The sequence below is a fragment of the Pseudomonas sp. HTZ2 genome, assembly GCF_033173945.1.
GTDB classification, from domain to species: domain Bacteria; phylum Pseudomonadota; class Gammaproteobacteria; order Pseudomonadales; family Pseudomonadaceae; genus Aquipseudomonas; species Aquipseudomonas guariconensis.
The window spans coordinates 2,210,370-2,228,114 of the sequence record NZ_CP137332.1 but is presented as its reverse complement, the minus strand read 5'-3'; the positions used below and the strand labels follow the sequence as shown (position 1 = coordinate 2,228,114).

Annotated in this window: 12 protein-coding genes; 4 read left to right on the top strand and 8 right to left on the bottom strand. The window is 65.5% G+C overall.

Translation table 11 applies throughout. The annotated features are described in order from the left end of the window. Positions 1-2: 2 nt before the first annotated feature. From R6G97_RS10300 to cpaB, 5 genes are read right to left on the bottom strand one after another with little or no spacing between them, the layout of a single operon-like run. Positions 3-884, bottom strand: coding sequence for a type II secretion system F family protein (locus tag R6G97_RS10300; protein ID WP_043207872.1), 882 nt, complete (start codon positions 882-884; stop codon positions 3-5). Further along, positions 881-2,137 carry a CpaF family protein gene (locus tag R6G97_RS10295; RefSeq protein ID WP_043207873.1) on the bottom strand — a complete coding sequence of 419 codons (1,257 nt, stop codon included), beginning with the start codon at positions 2,135-2,137 and terminating at the stop codon, positions 881-883. The genes R6G97_RS10300 and R6G97_RS10295 overlap by 4 nt, the downstream gene beginning before the upstream one ends. Continuing rightward, positions 2,134-3,327, bottom strand: coding sequence for a pilus assembly protein (locus R6G97_RS10290; RefSeq protein ID WP_043207875.1), 1,194 nt, complete (start codon positions 3,325-3,327; stop codon positions 2,134-2,136). The genes R6G97_RS10295 and R6G97_RS10290 overlap by 4 nt, the downstream gene beginning before the upstream one ends. Next, entirely contained in the window at positions 3,324-4,568 is a 1,245-nt protein-coding gene (locus R6G97_RS10285; protein WP_043207876.1) for a type II and III secretion system protein family protein, read from the bottom strand. The genes R6G97_RS10290 and R6G97_RS10285 overlap by 4 nt, the downstream gene beginning before the upstream one ends. An 18-nt stretch (positions 4,569-4,586) precedes the next feature. Next, positions 4,587-5,522, bottom strand: coding sequence for a Flp pilus assembly protein CpaB (gene cpaB / locus R6G97_RS10280; protein ID WP_102081259.1), 936 nt, complete (start codon positions 5,520-5,522; stop codon positions 4,587-4,589). Between the two features lie 297 nt (positions 5,523-5,819). On the opposite strand from cpaB, the gene R6G97_RS10275 reads away from it, so the two are divergent. Together R6G97_RS10275 and R6G97_RS10270 are read left to right on the top strand one after the other, a co-directional pair. After that, complete coding sequence (locus R6G97_RS10275; RefSeq protein WP_317848064.1) at positions 5,820-6,059, top strand: Flp family type IVb pilin; 240 nt, start codon at positions 5,820-5,822, stop codon at positions 6,057-6,059. Between the two features lie 50 nt (positions 6,060-6,109). Next, positions 6,110-6,517: a response regulator gene (locus R6G97_RS10270; RefSeq protein WP_043207882.1), complete on the top strand. Its 408-nt coding sequence runs from the start codon at positions 6,110-6,112 to the stop codon at positions 6,515-6,517. A 93-nt stretch (positions 6,518-6,610) separates the two neighbouring features. Here the strand turns inward: R6G97_RS10270 and R6G97_RS10265 are convergent, their stop codons facing one another. Both R6G97_RS10265 and pbpC read right to left on the bottom strand, forming a co-directional pair. Then, complete coding sequence (locus R6G97_RS10265) at positions 6,611-8,278, bottom strand: ShlB/FhaC/HecB family hemolysin secretion/activation protein (protein WP_090343109.1); 1,668 nt, start codon at positions 8,276-8,278, stop codon at positions 6,611-6,613. Between the two features lie 112 nt (positions 8,279-8,390). Further along, complete coding sequence (gene pbpC / locus R6G97_RS10260; protein WP_090343112.1) at positions 8,391-10,745, bottom strand: peptidoglycan glycosyltransferase PbpC; 2,355 nt, start codon at positions 10,743-10,745, stop codon at positions 8,391-8,393. Positions 10,746-10,822: 77 nt separating this feature from the next. Between pbpC and R6G97_RS10255 the strand changes: the two genes are divergently transcribed. Next, the gene (locus R6G97_RS10255; RefSeq protein WP_043207888.1) at positions 10,823-11,116 is read left to right on the top strand and encodes a hypothetical protein; all 294 of its coding nucleotides are present in this window, start codon (positions 10,823-10,825) and stop codon (positions 11,114-11,116) included. Positions 11,117-11,193: 77 nt separating this feature from the next. Here the strand turns inward: R6G97_RS10255 and R6G97_RS10250 are convergent, their stop codons facing one another. Then, a complete protein-coding gene (locus R6G97_RS10250) occupies positions 11,194-16,095 on the bottom strand; it encodes an alpha-2-macroglobulin family protein (RefSeq protein WP_317848063.1) in 4,902 nt (1,633 codons plus the stop codon). Between the two features lie 166 nt (positions 16,096-16,261). On the opposite strand from R6G97_RS10250, the gene R6G97_RS10245 reads away from it, so the two are divergent. Further along, positions 16,262-17,599 (top strand): MATE family efflux transporter, encoded by a 1,338-nt coding sequence (locus R6G97_RS10245; protein ID WP_317848062.1) that lies wholly within the window; start codon positions 16,262-16,264, stop codon positions 17,597-17,599. Positions 17,600-17,745 lie beyond the last annotated feature (146 nt).

Below are 17,745 nucleotides of genomic sequence, written 5' to 3'. Positions count from 1 at the left end.
GGTCACAGGCTCCTCATCATGCGCCACAGCATCAGACACCCCACCGCCTGCAGGGCGAAGGCGAACAGCAACATCATCTGCCCCTGGCTGTCGCGCCACATGGCCATCAGGTAGCCGGGGTTACCCAGCAAGAAGTAGCCAACCATGGTCAGCGGCAAAGCGCCGAGAATCCAGGCGGTGATCCGTGTCTCACCGGTCATGGCCCTGAGCTGGCGAGCCCCTTGCTCACGTTCGCGGATAAGCTTGATCAGGTTCTCCATCAGCTCGCTGGCGTTGCCGCCATAATGCTGGTTGATGCGCAGCCCCAAGGCGAACAGCCGCAGCTCGTCCTGCTCGTACAGTTCAGCCAGCTCATGCACGGCCTCCTCCAGAGGCACACCCATGCGCACGTTGCGCTGCACACGGCCCATGGCCGAACGCAACGGCTCGCGCGTGCCTTCGATCCCACCGAGCACCGCATCGCTGAGCGTGCGGCCGGCCTTGAGGCTGCGCACGCTGTAGTCCAGCAGCCCAGGCAGTTGTTCGACGATCAGCGCCAGACGGCGGCGACAGCGCCAGCTCAGGTACAGGTAGGCCAGCAGTGGCAGCGCGGTCAGCACCAGCACGGCCGCGACCCAGCCGGCCAACAACAAGGCCAACGCGACCAGGCCCAGCCAGCCTGTCAACCAAGGGCGCAGGCTGAACTCGCCCTGGGCCAGCCCCGCACGCTGCAACAACGGGTCGAGCCAGTCACGCCGCACCGTGGCGGTTCGCACGCTCTGGTAGGCACGTCCCAAGCGCTGCAGGATGCGCTCCTCGCGGCGTTTGTACTGACCTCGGCGAAACAGCAGCAAGGCCACGCCCAGCAACAAAGGCGCCAGTGCCAGCAGCAGCGGGCCCATCACATCACCCCGTCCTGGCGCAGCTTGGCGCCCGCCGGGTTGGGGGCATCGCGCAAGAAGCCCTCGCCGCCGCGCCGGTCGAGGCGGAACAAGGTATTGGTGACATACACGTCGTCACGCACCCCGACCACCTCCAGCACCTCGCTGACGCAACGCCGGCCATCGGCCAGGCGGGTCAGCTGAATCACCACATCGAGCGCCGCGCAGACCATCTGGCGCAGCGTCTTCTCGGCCACCTGGCGCCCCGTCAGCCCCACCAGGGTCTCCAGGCGCAGCAAGGCATCCTGCGCGGTGTTGGCGTGCACCGTGCTCATCGAGCCATCGTGCCCGGTGTTCATCGCGGTGAGCACGTCGAGCACTTCGGCTCCGCGGATCTCGCCGAGCAGGATGCGGTCCGGGCGCATCCGCAAGGCGTTGCGGATCAGCTCGCTGGCCTTGATCTCGCCATGCCCTTCGGCGTTCGGTGGCCGGGTTTCCAGGCGCACCACGTGCGGGTGGTGCAGCTGCAACTCCGCCACGTCTTCGATGGTCACCAGGCGCTCATGGGGAGAGATCATCTGGCTGAGGATGTTGAGCAAGGTGGTCTTGCCCGTGCCCGTGCCGCCGCTGACCAGGATATTGCAGCGCCGAGCCACGGCCCGCTCGAAGAAGTCGAAGATGGCCTGGTCGATGGCACGGGTGGCCAGCAGGTCGGCGCTCTTGAGCATGTCCTGGCGGAACTTGCGGATCGACAGGCAAGGCCCGTCCAGCGCCACCGGCGGGATGATCGCATTGACACGGCTGCCATCGGGCAGGCGGGCGTCGACCATCGGCGAGGATTCATCCAGGCGACGCCCGAGCGGCGCGAGAATGCGCTGCATCACTCGCTCCACGTGATGGGCGTCGATGAAGCGCAGGTCGGTGCGCTGGAGCATCCCGGCCCGCTCGACGAAAACCCGGTGCGGGCCGTTGACCAGGATCTCCGTGACACTGGCATCGCGCAGCAGCACCTCCAGCGGGCCATAACCGGTCAGCTCATCGACCAGCTCCTCGGCCAGGCGCTCGGTCTCGTAGCGCGACAGCGCCAGGTGCAGGCGTGCCACGTAGTCGCCGACCTGCTCCACGACGAACTGGGTGAGGGCAGGCCGCGCGCCTTCGAGCAGGTTGCGGCCGCTGTCTTCGATGGCATCGATGACGAAGCGGTGCAGGGCACGCTTGAGTGCCTGCGGGTCGGCCCCCGCGTGGCGCGGGCCGCCAAAGGGTTCGTCGGCACTCATTTATGGCTCCACAGGCGGCGCAGCCAGGTAGTGGGGGTGGGCTTGGCCAGGTGCTCCGAGCGCCGCGCCAATCGCTCGCCGAGGTAATGCAAGGCCTGGGTCAGGCTCTCCCGGGGGGCCAGCTCGAACAGACTCAGCCCCTGGTTCTTGGCATTCAGGCGCACCTCAGGGCTGTAGGGCAACGCCTTGAGCAAGGTCAGGCCATAGCGCTTGGCCAAAGCATCGGCATCCGGCGCCACGTTGCGCAGGTAGCGGTCCACCAGCAGCACGGCATGGTCGAGCTTGATGCCCCGGTCGCGCCACTGCTCGAGCACCTCCAGGTTGCGCCGGCAGTCGAGGATGTTCTGGTCGGTATAGACGATCAGCTTGTCGCAATGGCTGACGATGGTGCGCAAGGCATCGTTGTCGGCCTGGCCGGTGAGGTTGACCACGATGTGCTGGAAGTGCTGGCGCAGGGCACTGAGCAACATGTACAGCTCGGCCGCGCTGGTCTGTTGCAGCGGATCGTCGCTGTCGGCGTAGGCCAGGATGCGCAGACCGCCCTTGTCACGAGGGAAGGCGCTGTCGATGAGGGTGCCATCGAGCCGACGCAAATGGCGCAGGGCGTCGCCGAAATAGAACGATGCCTCCAACCCGAGCAAAGTCAGGCTGTCCCCCCGCGGCAGGCCAAGGTCGAGCAGCAAGGCTTGCTGGCCGCTCTCCTGCACCACCCGCGCCAGGTGGGTGGTCAGCAATGCGCCATCGGCTGCGGCCTGGGCCCCGTAGAGCACCGTCAGCCCGCCCAGGCTTGGGTTGCTGGTGACCGCCGGCAGCCGCTTGCTCAGGCGCCGCACCAAACCTGCCACTTCGCTGGCGCGCGAGCCGTAGGCGACGAAGTCACGGGCACCGGCGCGCATGGCGTGCAGGACCAGTTGGTTGTCCATGCCATCGCCCAAGGCCACGATGGCCAACATCGGCTTGGCTTCCAGCACACCCTCGATCAGAGCGCACTGATTGATCAACTGCTCGCGGTCCAGGCCAATGAACAGCAGGTTGCTGAAGGTCACGTCGACCAAAGCCAGCAACTCGTCGAGGCTACCGCCACTGGCACCGATCACTTGGCCGAGCGGGGCGAGCGCGCCCTGCAGCCAGCGCAGGTCCTCCTCGTTGCGGGTGATGGCCAGGTAGGTCTGGTTCAGGCTCTCGCTCATCGTGATAACCCGCTACGGCCTTCGAAATTGCCGTTTTCCAGGAAAAACAGCTGCCCCCAGCTGGGGTCGTAGGTGCGCAGACGCTCGCCCGGCAGCTCCGGCAAACGGGCATTGGCGGCCAGCGGCTGGACCAGGTGAGGCGTGACGATCATCAGTAGCTCGGTGTCTTCGCGATTGACCGTCGACTGACGGAAGAACGCACCGAGAATGGGCAGGTTGCCAAGGCCCGGGAACTTGTCCACACCCGAGCGGGTGCTGCTGCTGACCAGGCCACTGATGATGAAGCTTTCCCCATCGGCCAGCGAAATGCTGGTGTCGGTACGCCGGACTTTAAGCCCCGGCACCTGGGTGCCGGCGATATTCACCGCGTTGGTGTAATCCAGCTCGCTGACTTCCGGCGCGACCTTCAGATTAATGCGGTCGCGGCTGACCACGGTCGGCGTCAGGGCCAGGCGCACGCCAAACTCTTTGTATTCGATCGACACGCTGTCGCTGCCGGTGCTCGGCACCGGGATAGGGATTTCGCCGCCCGCGAGAAAACTGGCGGTCATGCCACTGAGCACGGTCAGGCTCGGACGGGCAAGGGTGTAGGCGAAGCCGCTGGTTTCCAGCGCATTGATCGCCGCCAGAAAGCGGCTGCTGCCACCGCCCCAGACAATGTTGAACACGTTGTCGTCGAGCGGAATCAACGGCCGGGCGATCGGCACAGCGCCAGGTGTGACGCGGGTCCCAGGCACAGTACCCGGTGAGCCGATCAGGCTGTTGTTCGATCCTTTGAAGAACAGCCGCGCCCCGGCTTCCTTGTATTTGTTGCGCTGCACTTCGACGAAGCGGATATCGGCCTGCACTTGGCTGGGCAATTGAGGGTCCTGGGAAGGCAGCATCGTGTCTTCGGCCATGTCCGCGCTGGCCCGGCCTTTGACGAACAGCATGGCCCGGTGGGGGGCCGGTGCACAGGCGGTCCACAGCATCAGGCTGGTATTGCCTGCCCCGACCGCCGTCAGCAACACGGCGCGCTCGCCGCTGGCCTGGACATCGGCGACCTTGGGCTCGCCCACCGCCACCCGGCTGATGGCCACCGGCAGGCGCAGCTCCTGTTGCAGGCCTTGGTCCATCTCGATCACCGACGGCAGTTGGCTGAATGCAGCGCAGCCTTTGTCGGCCGCCTGGGCCATCGGCAGCAACGTCACCATCGTCAGGGCAGGGCACAACTGTCTGAGTATCCGCTCGATACTACGCATGGCGGCGTCCTTGCTAGGTCACGGAGTCTTTGAGGTATCGGCAGCCTGGGCGCCACGGATGATCTGCATGCCCGAGATGCCGCTGCCAGGCGCCACCGTCTTGGCAATCGGCACCTGGGACAGCTGACTGAAACGATAGAGGTCACGGTTGGCGTTTTCCACCTGGGCACTGGCTTCGGTGCCGGCCCAGTAGCGGGCCAGGCGTTGTTCGTCGGCGCTGCGCACCGCCAGACGCAAGGTCCCTGTCTGGGCCGCCAGCATCAGTCGGCTGGCCAGCGCTTCAGGCACGGCCAGTGCCACGGTGCGGGCCGTGCTACCCGGTTGATCGCGACGGGCCTTCTGCTCCTCCTGGGTCTGTGCCGGCCGGCCATCATTGGCCAAGCCCATCTGCTCGCCGACGCTGAGCACGCGCAGTGCAGGCAACACCACCTGCGCGGAAGACTGGGGATTGTTGTTTTCCTCTCGCAGAAACAACAGCACATCCACGTAATCGCCCGGACGAAGCTGCCCGGCGGCACCGATCACATCGTCCACCGCCACGGCCACGGCCCGCTCGTGTGGGCGGATCATCCGCGCCAGCGGACCACCTGCCTGGAAACTGTCTTCGGCAAGCCAGCTGCCTGCCGCCAAAGGGCGCATGCTGCTACGCCCGACAACCTGCTCGATTCGCTGGAATGCCCCTGCCGGCACTACCTGCAGGCGCTCGAGCAACAGATCGTCTGGGGTCAAGGGGGTATTGGCAGCAACGTCGCGGCGCAGCACGACAATCTGTGAGCGCACAGGCTCCTCTGCCTTGGCCGGGGTCGGCGCGGCAGGCGCAGCCACGGGAGCCATCACCGGGGCCGGTTGCTCGACGGGCACCGAGGGGCGACTAAGAACCAGCCCCCAGTACCCAGCCACCAACGCGGCGACCAGGAAAAAACCGGCGAGCATCATGGTCAAGCGACTACTCATATCCGCTATCCCCTTACGCCGTTTGCGCATTTAGCTGATGGCAAAAAGAAACTATTTCGCTATTGCAACGTAGTCCAAATGCCACAAATTGCCATGAGAAACAGGTGCTTTTTGATGCCACTAAATTGACACCTCGGCAAAACAGAAACTTAGCGCGGCTATTCGAAACTCATACTTTTGGATTAATCCGTTGTTACATTTGCAGCTTCCAATCGCTTGGCGAATTCTGTGATGGCAAAGGGGTATCACCGAGGGGATTCCCCGCCATCAGCGCTCGAACGCGCGAGGAGTTGCACCATGTCGCTCAAACGCATCCTTCTTCACTGCAAACAGTTCATCCAACGCAAGGACGGCGCCTCCGGTATCGAATACGCGTTGATCGCCGCCATGGTGGCAGTCGTGCTGGCGGGGTTCGTCCCGGGCGTGTCCAACAATGTCAAATCGGTCATGGATAAGATCCAGGCTGCCATCACTACAGGAACCAGTGGCACGACTGGCGGCAGCAGTGGAGGAAGCTCTACGACTGGTGGTACTTAACGATCAAGATGGCAGCAACGATTTTGGAACCCATTCGAAAGGAGCCGGCCATGTCACTCTCTTCCTTGCGTCAACAGATCCTGCTGGTAGACGACGAGGAAGAGGCCCTGCTCGAACTCGCCGAACTGCTGGAGAACGAAGGTTTCATCTGCCTGACCGCCACCTCGGTCAAAGGCGCCCTGCTCCAGCTCACCCGCCACCCGGACGTGGCCCTGGTCATCACCGACCTGCGTATGCCCGAGGAAAGCGGTATCGGCCTGATCAAACGCCTGCGCGACCACACGGCCCGCCAGCATCTGCCGGTGATCGTCATGTCCGGTCACGCCGACATGGAAGACATCAGCGACCTGCTGCGCCTTCAGGTACTGGACCTGTTCCGCAAGCCCATCTATCACGCACGCCTGCTGGAGACGCTGGAGAACTTGTTCCCCAAGCCGCGGATGCAGGTCGTGTGCTGACCCCTGGGGACGCTACGCGCCCCATCGCAGGCCTCGCCAGCGCCCAAGAGACCACGCAGTGGTAGGGCTCGCTCTGCTAAGCGCCACTCACCCTCACAGGGAAACACTTAGATTCACCATGATCCTCGGGCTGCGATCAAGGCTGTCCTGCGCCACATCCGCCAGGGGCTTGGCCAGTTCCACGGCCAGGTTGTAAAAGCGCCTATCCCCTATGCGCACTCCCAACGCCGCCGAGGCCAGTCGTGCCCGCTCCAAGTCGCGCCCGTTCGACCACGCCCGGGCGGCATCGAGCGCCAGATAGGGCTGCAGCAACCGTACCCAAGCGCCGTCGCGGTAGACGCTGTAGTCCAGCTCGTAGGCCAATCCCCACCCCTTGTCACCCGAGGCCTGGTCGGCCGGGTAGCCGCGGCCGAAGTGCTGGCCACCGAACAGCAGGCGTTCGCTGTCGGGCAGGTCGTTGCCGCTCCAGTACACCGCGCCGGACACCACACCCTGCCAGTCACGCGCCAACGCATCGCGCTGCAAACCAGACAGGCGCAGGCGCAAGAAATCCACATCGCGGGCGCTGTCACTGCGAGCGCCGAACAGATCCAGGCCTTGGTGCACGCCGGCACTGACTCTACGCAACCGACCGTCCTCGACCTTGCGCCAGTCCCCTTCGAAGGACACCGCCCGAGCATAGGTGTCACTGTCGTCCTGGCGCGCTGGGTCGGCCGTGCGCCAGTCGACGTGATCGGCCGTGGTGTAGAACTGCCCGACCACATCCAGCCACTCGTCGGGTTTGACGATCAGGGCTTGGCTGACGCCGATGGCAAGGCGCTCGCTATCCCAACGCTGGCGCAGGTTCTCACCGTCATCCAAGGGCACAAAGGTGCGCGGCTCGCTGCGAAAGCGGGACGCCGAAAGCAGCAGCCGGCTGCCCTCGGCGTCCAGGTATTGGCTGTAGTCGAGTCGGTAGTAATGGGCCTCGTCGTCACCAGGCGGCAGCAGGACGCGGGCGCTCAACTGCTCGGCGAAACGGGTCTGGGCCTGGCTGTCGAACGCCATCAGCGCTTGCGCGGACGTGCGACTACCCTCGGCCAGGGTCAACCAGGCGCCAAAGGGTTTGCGCCCGACATGGACGATCAGGCGCATGGCGCCATCGCGCCACCCGGCGGGCTGCAGTTCGGCCTCGACGCTCACACCAGGCATGCGCCCGATCAGGCCGGTATAGCGCTCGAAGGATTCTCGCGTCAGTGGCCGCTCGGCCTTGAGCTTGTCGAGGATTTGCTCCAGGTAGCCGACCGCGGGCCCGATCTCCCCGTGCACCTGGGTTTCGCCGATATAGCCCTCCTCCAACACCACGTGGACACGGCCATCAGCGAAGTCCTGAGGCGGCAGGTAGGCCCGCGATAGCAGGTAGCCATCGCGCCGATAACGCTCGGTCAGGCGGTCGGTCACTGCGATGAGTTCAGCCAGGGTCACCTGATGGCCGACCACGTGCTGGTAGTGCTCGCGCAATTCGCTCAGCAGGTACACCGTACCGCCTTCGAAGCGCACCTTGCGGACTGCCACAGACGTGTTCAGCGGCCATGCAGGCGCTGTTTTCTCCGCGGCCGGCATGCGCACCCCCGCCGGAAGAGGACGATAGGTATCGATCGGCAGGTTGGCGGTGGGCAGGCGTCGTTCGACCTCATTGCCGTCGAGCACGCTCGGCAGCGACCCGGCATGGCAAACACAGGCCCCGGACACCATCAGCAGCGTAACGACCAGAGGACGCATAGGACGCTCCATGACCCCGCGAAGACCGGGCGCAACAGGACCGCCCTCTGGTTCAAGCGTAGGTGCTGGCCTCACGATCGTCGAACGGCCGAAGCGAGCGGCGCGGTGGTCGCTATTGGCTGACCTGAAACTCTACCCGCGCGGTCTCGCCACTTTCGTCCAGCGCGCTGAGTTCGATGCGCCCGGTCTTTTCGAAGCGCACCAGCAGACTGTCCTGGTCGCGGGTCTCGCCCAAGGGCTGTCCATTGAGGAACCACCAGCGCTGACCGCTGCCGCCCAAGGCCGAAACCGGCACCTGCAGCGGTTCGCGACTGGTTGCCGGGCGTCGCAGGGTGTCGCCGGGGCGCACACCGACGATCGACAGCGGCGGCGCGCTCACCGGCACTTGGGGCGGACAGCTAGGGTCCACCGCCGGCAGGCGCGCGGCGCGGCGCTCGATGCGGGGCAGCCACGGCTCCAGCGGCGCCGGCCACAACGCCACCTCCTGCGCCTTGGCGCCGCTGCAACTGGCATCGACGCGCAAACCACGCCCATTGACCCAAACCGTCTCGCGCAACCCAAGCCCCAGCGGCTGATCGGCCGCTTGCAGGGTCGGCGGCGTAGTGCCGTCCAATGTCCAGGCGAAGCGCTGGCGACGGCAGTTGGGGTCCAGGCGGTTCATGGGCTGGCCCAATGGCCAACAGATGGCGGCCACACCGACGCTCGCCGGCACACGCTCAGCCGGCACATTGATCCCCCGCTGGCTGTCACGGTTGCTGAGCAGGTCGTGGACTTGCAGCATCAGCGGCGCCGCCGAAGCCAAGCCGAACTGTCCCGGCACCGGCGTGCCGTCGGGTCGACCGATCCACACACCGATCAGGTAGCGCGGCCCCACGCCCACCGACCAGGCGTCACGAAAACCGTAGCTGGTGCCGGTCTTCCAGGCCAACTGCGGGCGCTGTACCAGCTCAGCGTGAAGATCACGGTCCGGCCGGGCCTGGCCGCTCAAGATACGCCGGACGATCCAGGCCGAACCAGGCGACAGCAGCTGCCGCTCGACCAGCGGATCCTGAGGCTGCAGGCGTACCCGCGCGCTCTTCCCTTCACGGGCCAGGGCCGCGTAGCCACCCACCAGGTCCTCCAGACGGCTGCCCGCTCCGCCGAGGATCAGCGACAGGTTCGGTTCGGCGAGCGGCGGCAGTACCAGCGGCATGCCACCCATGCGCATCTGCGCGGCGAAACGCTTTGGTCCGTAAGCCTCGAGCAACTGCACTGCCGGCAGATTCAGCGACAGGGCCAGGGCGGAACTGGCCGAAACCGGGCCCGTGAAGCCCATGGAGAAATTACCAGGCCGGTAGTCGCCATAACGACGTGGCACGTCCTGCAACAAGGATTCTGAGTGGATAAGCCCATCGTCCATGGCCATGGCGTAGAGGAACGGTTTGAGCGTCGAGCCGGGTGATCGCAAGGCCTGGACCATGTCGACATGACCGAAGCGGCGCTCATCGGCTAGGTCGATGGAGCCGAGGTAGGCGCGCACGGCCATGGTTTGCGCCTCCACCACCAGCAGCGCCGCTGAGGTGCGCTCGGGCAGCCGTGCACGCCAGCCCAACAGCAGGTCCTCCAGGCGACGTTGCAAGGCCGCATCGAGGGTAGTGCGAATCAGCGGTGGGCTGTTGGCGCTGTTCAGACGCCGGGCCAGCAAGGGGGCCAGGGCCGGCTCCTGGCGAGGCGCCAGCAGCAAGGGTTCTTCCTGCGCCTCGCTCACCCGCTGCGCCGGCCATACCTGGTACTCGGCCAAGCGCTCCAGCACCTTGTCGCGGGCCCGCTGGGCACGCTCGGGGTGGCGATCCGGGCGCAGCCGGCTGGGCGCCTGGGGCAGCACCGCCAGCAGCGCTGCCTCGGCAGGTGTGAGGTGCATCGGCGACTTGCCAAGGTAAGCCCAGCTGGCGGCGGCCACCCCTTGCAGGGTGCCGCCGAACGGGGCGCGGTTGAGGTAGAGCTGAAGGATCTCACGCTTGGACAGGTGCCACTCCAACTGCGCCGTACGCCACAGCTGACGCAGCTTGCCCGACAGGGTGCGTTCGTGAGGGTCGAGCAGGCGTGCGACCTGCATCGACAGCGTGCTGCCGCCCGACACCACCCGGCCACCACGCAGGTTCAGCCAGGCTGCACGCGCCAGCGCCAGCGGGTTGACCCCGGGATGGCTATAGAACCAACGGTCCTCGTAGGTCAGCAGCGCTTCCAGGTACAACGGCGAGACCTCCTCGGGGCTCACCGGATACCGCCACACTCCGTCGGCATCGGCAAAACGCCACAGGGGCGTGCCATCCTCGGCAAGCACCACCCGCGCCAGGTCATCGCCCGGCATGGGCAACGGCCACAAGCGATCGGCCAGCCACAACAGCGCCACGACCAGCACACTGGCGATGCCGATACCACGCACGACCCTTGCGGTGCGGGTGCGCAGGCACGCTACCATTGGCATCGGGAACCGACCTGCCCAAGTGATGGCCAAAGGCTAGGGAACGGCACCCGCGCCGATTCGTTCATCAGGAAGCAACTATGCATGTAGAAGGTTTTTTCGAGTGGCTGGGCCAAGCACTGGGTTCGTTGATCCGTTTCATCGTCGACGGCCTTAGCGGGTTGTTCAACCTGCTGGCCAACGCCGGCAGCAGTTTCATCGACGGCTTGGCGCGCAACCTGGGCATGGACACCTCGCTGGTCAGCATCCTGGCGCTCATCGTCGGCCTGATGCTGCTGTACTCGGCCGTCCGCGCCTTCATGCGCGCCTCGATCATCCTCGGGATCATCTGGGCGTTGCTGGGCCTGTGGGTGTTGAGCTGGATCGTTCATTAGAGCTGCAAGCTGCAAGCAAGCGTGGCTCACACCACCTGCTTTTACTTGCCGCTTGCCGCTCGAAGCTCCAAGAGCCCTCAGCGCCCTCTCACGATCATCTCTCCCTGCCCTTCCCCAACCGCCTGCAGGTTAGGCCGGTACATCGACTCCACCTGCGGTGGGGGAATGCGATAGGTCCCCGGCGTCACTGCCCGGGCCAGGTACAGCAGATGGCTGGTGCCGTAGCCATCGAGCTTGAGCGCGGCCACATAGCGGTCGTCGCGATACTCCTGGTGCACCAGGCTGGCATTCTGCATCGACTCGCGCCACTGCTTCACCGCGCTGCTGGCGTTGTCCAGGCTGGCGGCGCTCTGGGCCAGGTTCTGGTTCTCCAGCTCCAGGCCCGCCGGCAGCAGGTCCACCACCAAGGCGTCCGGCACCGCGGTGGAGGCCTTGAGCGCCAGGTGCACCAGCACCAACTCGCCGCTGCGTAGGCTGCGCACATCCAGCGGCTGGCCGTTCATGCCCAGGTACTCACGGCGGATCTCCATACCGTTGCCCCCTGCAGGCGGGGCCTGGCGCGGGTAGCCGGAGAGGGTCAGCTGCTGGTAGAGGGTCTCGCTGCCCTGGTTCTGCACGGTCAGCGGCGACATCAGCAAGGGGCCTTCGAGCTTCATGCCCGATTCAGCGTTGTTGAACTCGCGGATCTCTCCGGCGCTGTCCAGGCGTGCCTGCCACTGGCCTTCCGGCTTGCCCAGCAGGCCACGACCGGCCAGGTACAAGGCGTTGCGCTCCTGGGTCGACAGCCAGCGGTTGGCCGCCAGCTCATCGGACAGCGCGAACAGGCGCTGGTCGACCTGGTTGGCGGCCAGGTTGTTCTCCTGCAGCAAGGCCAGGATCAGTGCCTGGTCTCGAAGGGTGCTGCCGTAATCGGCCATCCAGCCATCGCTGCGCTTCACGCCAAGGCCCGCCTGCAAGGCTTGCTGGGCACGCGGCTTGTCACCCATCTTGTCCAGCGCCACCGCCAACTGCACCAGTGGCAAGCCGGAGCGCGCATCGCTGCGGCGCTCGAACAGGCCACGCAGGGCACCGAGCGGCGCCTGCTGGTTGCGCGCGAGCACCAGCGCGGCATAGGCCTGCACGGCAAAGCGGGTGTGGTCGGCGTTCTGGCTGTAGTCCACCTCGATCAGGTTGCGCTCCTGCACATAGCGCAGCAGGCGTTCATTGGCTTTCTTCAGGGCCTCGGCCGGTACACCGAAGCCTTGCTCGCGGGCGCGCAGCAGGAAGTCGGTGACGTAGGCGGTGAGCCAATATTCCTCTTCGCTGTCCGAGCTCCACAGGCCGAAGCTGCCGTTGTAGCGCTGCATGCCCAGCAGGTGCTCGATGCCCATCTCGATCTTGCGCTTGCGCACGTCGGCCGGCTCGCCCTTGATACCCAGGCGCTTGAGGCTTTCGGCATCGGCGTAGAGCGAAGGGTACAGGCCGCTGGTGGTCTGCTCCAGGCAGCCGTAGGGGTAGGCCTCCAGGGCGCGAATCTGTTCGGCCAGGTTCAGCGGTGGGCGGCTGGACAGCGCCAGGCTGGCTTCCAGGCCCGCGGTCTCGAAGGCCGCGAGGTCGCCTTCAGGCAAGGTCCAGGGCTGGTCCTTGAGCGCCACGCGGTAGTGCTTGAGCATCGCCGGATAGGCGGGGCGCACGCCAAGCGTCCACTGGCGCTCGAAGGCTGGGGTCGGCTCGCCAGGCAACTGCAGGCCGTTGACCCGCACCTGCACTTTGCCTTGGCCCAGGCCACCCTGGGCCTGCACCGGGATCATCAAGGTCTTGCGCTGGCCCTCGGCCAGGCTGACGCTCTGCTGGCCTTCGCCGGCCAGAGCCAACTGGCCCTCGGCGCTCACCTGCACGTTCAGTTGCTGGGCGCGGCCGGACAGGTTGGCCAGGTCCAGCGCCAGGCTGGTGTGATCGCCACCGGCCAAAAAGCGCGGCGCCGAGAGTTCGGCGATCAGCGGTGCGGCGACGACCGTCTTGCCTTCGGCCATGCCGAAGTGCTCGTCGGTCCAGGCCTGGGCCATCAGGCGCAGCTCACCGTTGAAGTCCGGAATCTCGACAGTCGCCTCGCCCTCGCCTTGTTCATTGAGCGTTACCGGAAGGCTTTGCTGGGCAACGATGGTGACCGTGGTGTTGGGGCGTTTGCCGCCCTTGGCCATGGCCGCGTCGCCGCCGAATGCCAGGCTCGCCAGACGGCCCTGCCCGGCCTCGATCAGCTGGCCGTAGATATCCAATTGGTCGGCACCGTAGGCCTTGCGGCCGAACAGGCTGGCGAACGGGTCCGGGGTCTTGAAATCGGTGATGTTGAGGATGCCCACGTCCACCGCCGACAACAGCACATGCACCTGTTTCGGCACGCTGCCATCGGCGTTGGCGGCCTTGAATTTCACGGTCAGCGGTTGCTTGGGGCGCATCTTCTGCGGGGCCTGCAAGGTCAAAGCGAGCTTGCGTTCGGCACGGTCCAGCGGCAGATGCAGTACACCCACGGCGCGCTTTGGCGTGGCGTTGGCCTTGCGTTCGCCGGGGCGGATCACCAGGGCGCTGATGTACAGGTCGTGACGCGCCCACTTTTCATCCAGCTGCACGTCGAAGGTCTTGCCCTCGGCGGGCACGTCGATCTCCTGCCACCACAGCGGGCCATCGCTGGATTCGATCATCAGATAACCGCTGCCGGCAGCAGGTGGGGTGACCGTGACCTTGGCGGTGGCCCCGTCGGCATAGGACGGTTTGTCCAAGGCCAGCTTGACCTGGTCCGGACGCACCGCGCCACCTTCGGCGTTGTCCTGGGCCCGGTAGCCCGCCCAGAAGCGCACGCTGGAGACCAGCCCTGTCTGCGGGTCTTCTACCTCGACCCGGTACGGGCCCCACTCCACCTGGAAGTTCAGCTTGGCGGTGCCGCCAGCCTTCACGCTGACGGTCTCCTCGCTCTGGGTGAGGAATTTCTCGTTGTAGTTGTAGCTCCAGCCGTCGCTCTGGGAGTAGTTCCAGTAATAGTCGCGACGCTCGCGCACCAGACGCACCTTGAGGTCTTCGGCGGCAAGCTTGTGACCTTCGCGATCGGCCACCAGCACTTCGAATTCCACGGGACCGTCGCTGTCGGTTTCCTCGCCCTCGAACAGGCCACGCAGGCCCGGCAGGCGTTCGGCCGGCCAGATCGGCTGCTCCAGGCGGCGGGTGATCGGCCGTCCGCCAGACTCCTGGAGGCTGGCCTGGACAGTCAGTTGCAACGGCGAACGGGCCTCGGCCCAGCGGCTTTCGATATCCAGGGTGGCCTTGCCGGCGTTGTCGAGGGTCACCTCGTCCAGCTCCAGGTCTTGGTTGAGTTCGGTCTCGGTGACCGAACCGAACTGATAGCCCGGCAGCGCCGGCACGGCTTCGCGCAGAGGGCGTACATAGGCCTGGCCGCTCAGACGGTTGCCAGCGGCAGGCGCGCCGTAGAGGTAACGGCCATTGACCTGGATGCGCGCGGTTTCGTCAGGCGACAGCGGCGCGCTGCTGCCCTTGAGCTCCAGGGCCAGGCGCTCTGGGAGGAAATCCTCGACCAGGAATTCATAGACCTGCTTACGCCCGCCCCCCAGGTCGAGCAGCAGTTGCCAGCGTCCGGTCGGGGCTTCGGTGGCCAGTTGCAGTTGGTATTGGAACAAACCGTTGCTGTCGGCCTCCCAGACGAACTTGCGGCTGACCTGCTCATCCGGCCGACGTACCTCGACCGTCACCGGTTGCGCCTTGACCGGCTTGCCGTCCTGATCGCGCAGCAAGCCGTTGAGCAACACCGTCTCGCCCGGGCGATACAGGTCGCGCGGACCGAAAATGAAGAACTGCAGCGGATTGGCCTGAGGGCCTGTGATGTCGAACTCGGCCAGGTCCAGGGCGGCGGTGTTCAGGCGTAGCAGCGTGGTGTTTACACCCTGGGTGGCGATCAGCGTGTCGGCCTTGGCAGTGATCGGCAGTTGTGCGTGGCCCTCGCCGTCGGTTTCGGCCTGGGCCAGCAGCTTGCCCTTGTCATCGTGCAACTCGAGAGTGACGCCCTTGAGCGCCTTGCCGCCTTCCAGGGCCTGGGCGAATACGTCCAGGCGATCCCGGTAGCGATGGGCGGAGACGCCGATGTCGCTCAAAGTGAACAGGGTCGCCGGCTGGGAATAATCATAGGTGCCCGAGGCGCGCATCACCGCCAGGTACACGCCCGGCTCCTGCAGCGGCTTGATCCCGGCGATCGGCAGCAGCACAGTCTCGCGGGTGTTGCGCGCAGGGTTGAGGTCGAAGCGGCCGCTGTAGACCAGGTCGGCCATGTCCAGGGTTTCCTTGGACTGGTAGTAGTACAGGCTGCTGTTGCGACCCCAGTTGACCAGGAAGCTGGAGAGCATGTCCGGCTTGATGCGGAAAAATTCCACATCGACCTTTTCGACGTTCAGGGCGATCACCGGCAGGCCTTCGGCCAGGCGGGTGGGCAACAGCGAGCCGCGACTGGCGAAGCCCACGGTCGGCTGCATGTCGCGGGTTTCCAGACGGGTCACCGACTCCTGCTCCAGACGCTTGTCGTTGACCGCCAGCAGGCCCTTGTCGACCGTCAAGACCAGCTTTCGCTGCGGCTCCAGATGACGCAGGCGCAGTTCCATCTGGTTGTCCGAAAGCTCCCAGGCGCCGTCGATCTTGCCTTTGACGGTATCGACCAGATGGACCTTGGAGGCGAAGTCCTGATTGGCGTCCAAGGGAGCGGAGAAGCTGACCGAGAGGGTACTGGCACCATCGAGTTGAACTTCCGAGACGTCCAGCACGGTCAGCTCGCGGTCGGCGTAGCGCTTGGCCAGGACGGCCGGGTCTTCGCGCTTGGGCGCCGGGGTGGCGGCAGGCGCCGACGCAGCCGGCTTGTCGGCAGGAGCCGGAGCATCCTTCGACGAGGAATCACAAGCACTGAGCAGCGCCAGCGCGCAGGCCAGCAACAATCCTTTGTTGAGCATGGAAAGAGAACTCTTGGGCAGCGTGTCGATAAGGGCGCAACTATAGCGCAATGGTTGGCCACGTACCTGCCATGAGCGTGCAACTGAGACCCTGTTCGCGCACAGCCTTGGCCTGCCCGCTACAATGGCGCCACTCTCCAAGCGGCCCTTCAGCCCAAGGTTTCACATGTCCGCACTGTCCACCGACTGGCACGACCGCCGTACCCACCGCAAGGTCTGGGCGCTGGCCGCGCCGATGATCCTGTCCAACATCTCGGTACCACTGGTGGCCCTGGTCGACAGCACCGTGATCGGCCACCTGCCCCATGCCCATCAATTGGGCGCAGTGGCGGTGGGGTCGACCTTGTTCACCTTCATGGCCGGGCTGATGGGTTTCCTGCGCATGGGCTCTACCGGGTTCGCCGCCCAGGCTGCAGGACGCTCCGATGGAGCCGCTTTACGCCAGGTACTGGTGCAAGGATTACTGCTGGCCCTGGCCTTCGCACTGCTGATCGGCCTGCTGGCGATTCCTTTCAGCCAATTGGCGTTGCAGGCGATGCAACCGAGCGCGGCGCTGCACCAGTCCACCGAGGATTTCTTCCATACCCGTCTGCTAGGCCTGCCGGCGGCGCTGGCCAGCTACGCCCTGGTCGGCTGGTTCCTGGGCACGCAGAACGCCCGGGCGCCCATGGCGATCCTGCTGACCACCAACGTGCTGAACATCGTCCTTAACCTGTGGTTCGTTCTTGGCCTCGACTGGGGCGTGCTGGGCTCGGCGCGGGCCTCGGTCATGGCCGAATGGAGCGCCGCGCTGCTCGGGCTTGCCCTGACGCGTCCGGCCCTGCGCGCCTACCCTGGGCACATTGCCTGGGCCGCACTCAAGCGCTGGCAGTCCTGGCGGCCGCTGCTGTCGGTCAACCGCGACATCTTCCTGCGCAGCCTGGCGCTGCAGTTGGTGTTCCTGCTGGTAACCGTTCAGGGGGCGCGACTGGGCGAAGCCACTGTGGCGGCCAACGCCCTGCTGCTCAATGGCCTGATGCTCACCGCCTATGCCTTGGACGGCCTGGCCCATGCAGTCGAAGCCCTGTGCGGCCACGCCATCGGTGCCCGAGACCACCAGACCCTACGCCGCTCGCTGGTGGTGGCCTGCGGCTGGTCGCTGATCGTCAGCCTGGGTTTTGCCGCGCTGTTCTTGGTCGCAGGGCATCTGTTCATCGACCTGCAGACCGATATCGACAGCGTGCGCGTAGCGGCCTACCCGTTCCTACCCTACCTGGCGGTATTGCCGTTGATCGCCGTATGGAGCTACCTGCTCGACGGCCTGTTCATCGGCGCCACACGCGCACGGGAGATGCGCAATGCGATGCTGCTCAGCGTGGCGCTGAGCTTGCCCTTGGCGCTGGCGATGAGCGGGCTGGGCAACCATGGTCTGTGGTTGGCCTTTCTCGTATTCATGGGGCTACGGGCGATAACGCTGGGATGGGTGGGTTGGCAGCTGCGGCAACAAGGCCTATGGGTTCCATGAGGGACGGCGATGCGTCTGCATCACGACCTGGCATTGAGGCAATCAAAGGAATGCCCCAGAAACACCCTACCCAATAACCAGAACAAGTCTTCGTAGCTTGAGGCCATATCCTGCATCTGAAACAACCAAAGCCTCTTAACGTCGCC

Bases quoted from the DNA above. Each gene is read 5' to 3' on its own strand.
- R6G97_RS10245 (WP_317848062.1), top strand. From the start codon at position 16,262: ATGTCCGCACTGTCCACCGACTGGCACGACCGCCGTACCCACCGCAAG.
- R6G97_RS10285 (WP_043207876.1), bottom strand. From the start codon at position 4,568: ATGCGTAGTATCGAGCGGATACTCAGACAGTTGTGCCCTGCCCTGACG.
- pbpC (WP_090343112.1), bottom strand. From the start codon at position 10,745: ATGCCAATGGTAGCGTGCCTGCGCACCCGCACCGCAAGGGTCGTGCGT.
- R6G97_RS10255 (WP_043207888.1), top strand. From the start codon at position 10,823: ATGCATGTAGAAGGTTTTTTCGAGTGGCTGGGCCAAGCACTGGGTTCG.
- R6G97_RS10275 (WP_317848064.1), top strand. From the start codon at position 5,820: ATGTCGCTCAAACGCATCCTTCTTCACTGCAAACAGTTCATCCAACGC.
- cpaB (WP_102081259.1), bottom strand. From the start codon at position 5,522: ATGAGTAGTCGCTTGACCATGATGCTCGCCGGTTTTTTCCTGGTCGCC.
- R6G97_RS10270 (WP_043207882.1), top strand. From the start codon at position 6,110: ATGTCACTCTCTTCCTTGCGTCAACAGATCCTGCTGGTAGACGACGAG.
- R6G97_RS10250 (WP_317848063.1), bottom strand. From the start codon at position 16,095: ATGCTCAACAAAGGATTGTTGCTGGCCTGCGCGCTGGCGCTGCTCAGT.
- R6G97_RS10265 (WP_090343109.1), bottom strand. From the start codon at position 8,278: ATGCGTCCTCTGGTCGTTACGCTGCTGATGGTGTCCGGGGCCTGTGTT.
- R6G97_RS10290 (WP_043207875.1), bottom strand. From the start codon at position 3,327: ATGAGCGAGAGCCTGAACCAGACCTACCTGGCCATCACCCGCAACGAG.
- R6G97_RS10295 (WP_043207873.1), bottom strand. From the start codon at position 2,137: ATGAGTGCCGACGAACCCTTTGGCGGCCCGCGCCACGCGGGGGCCGAC.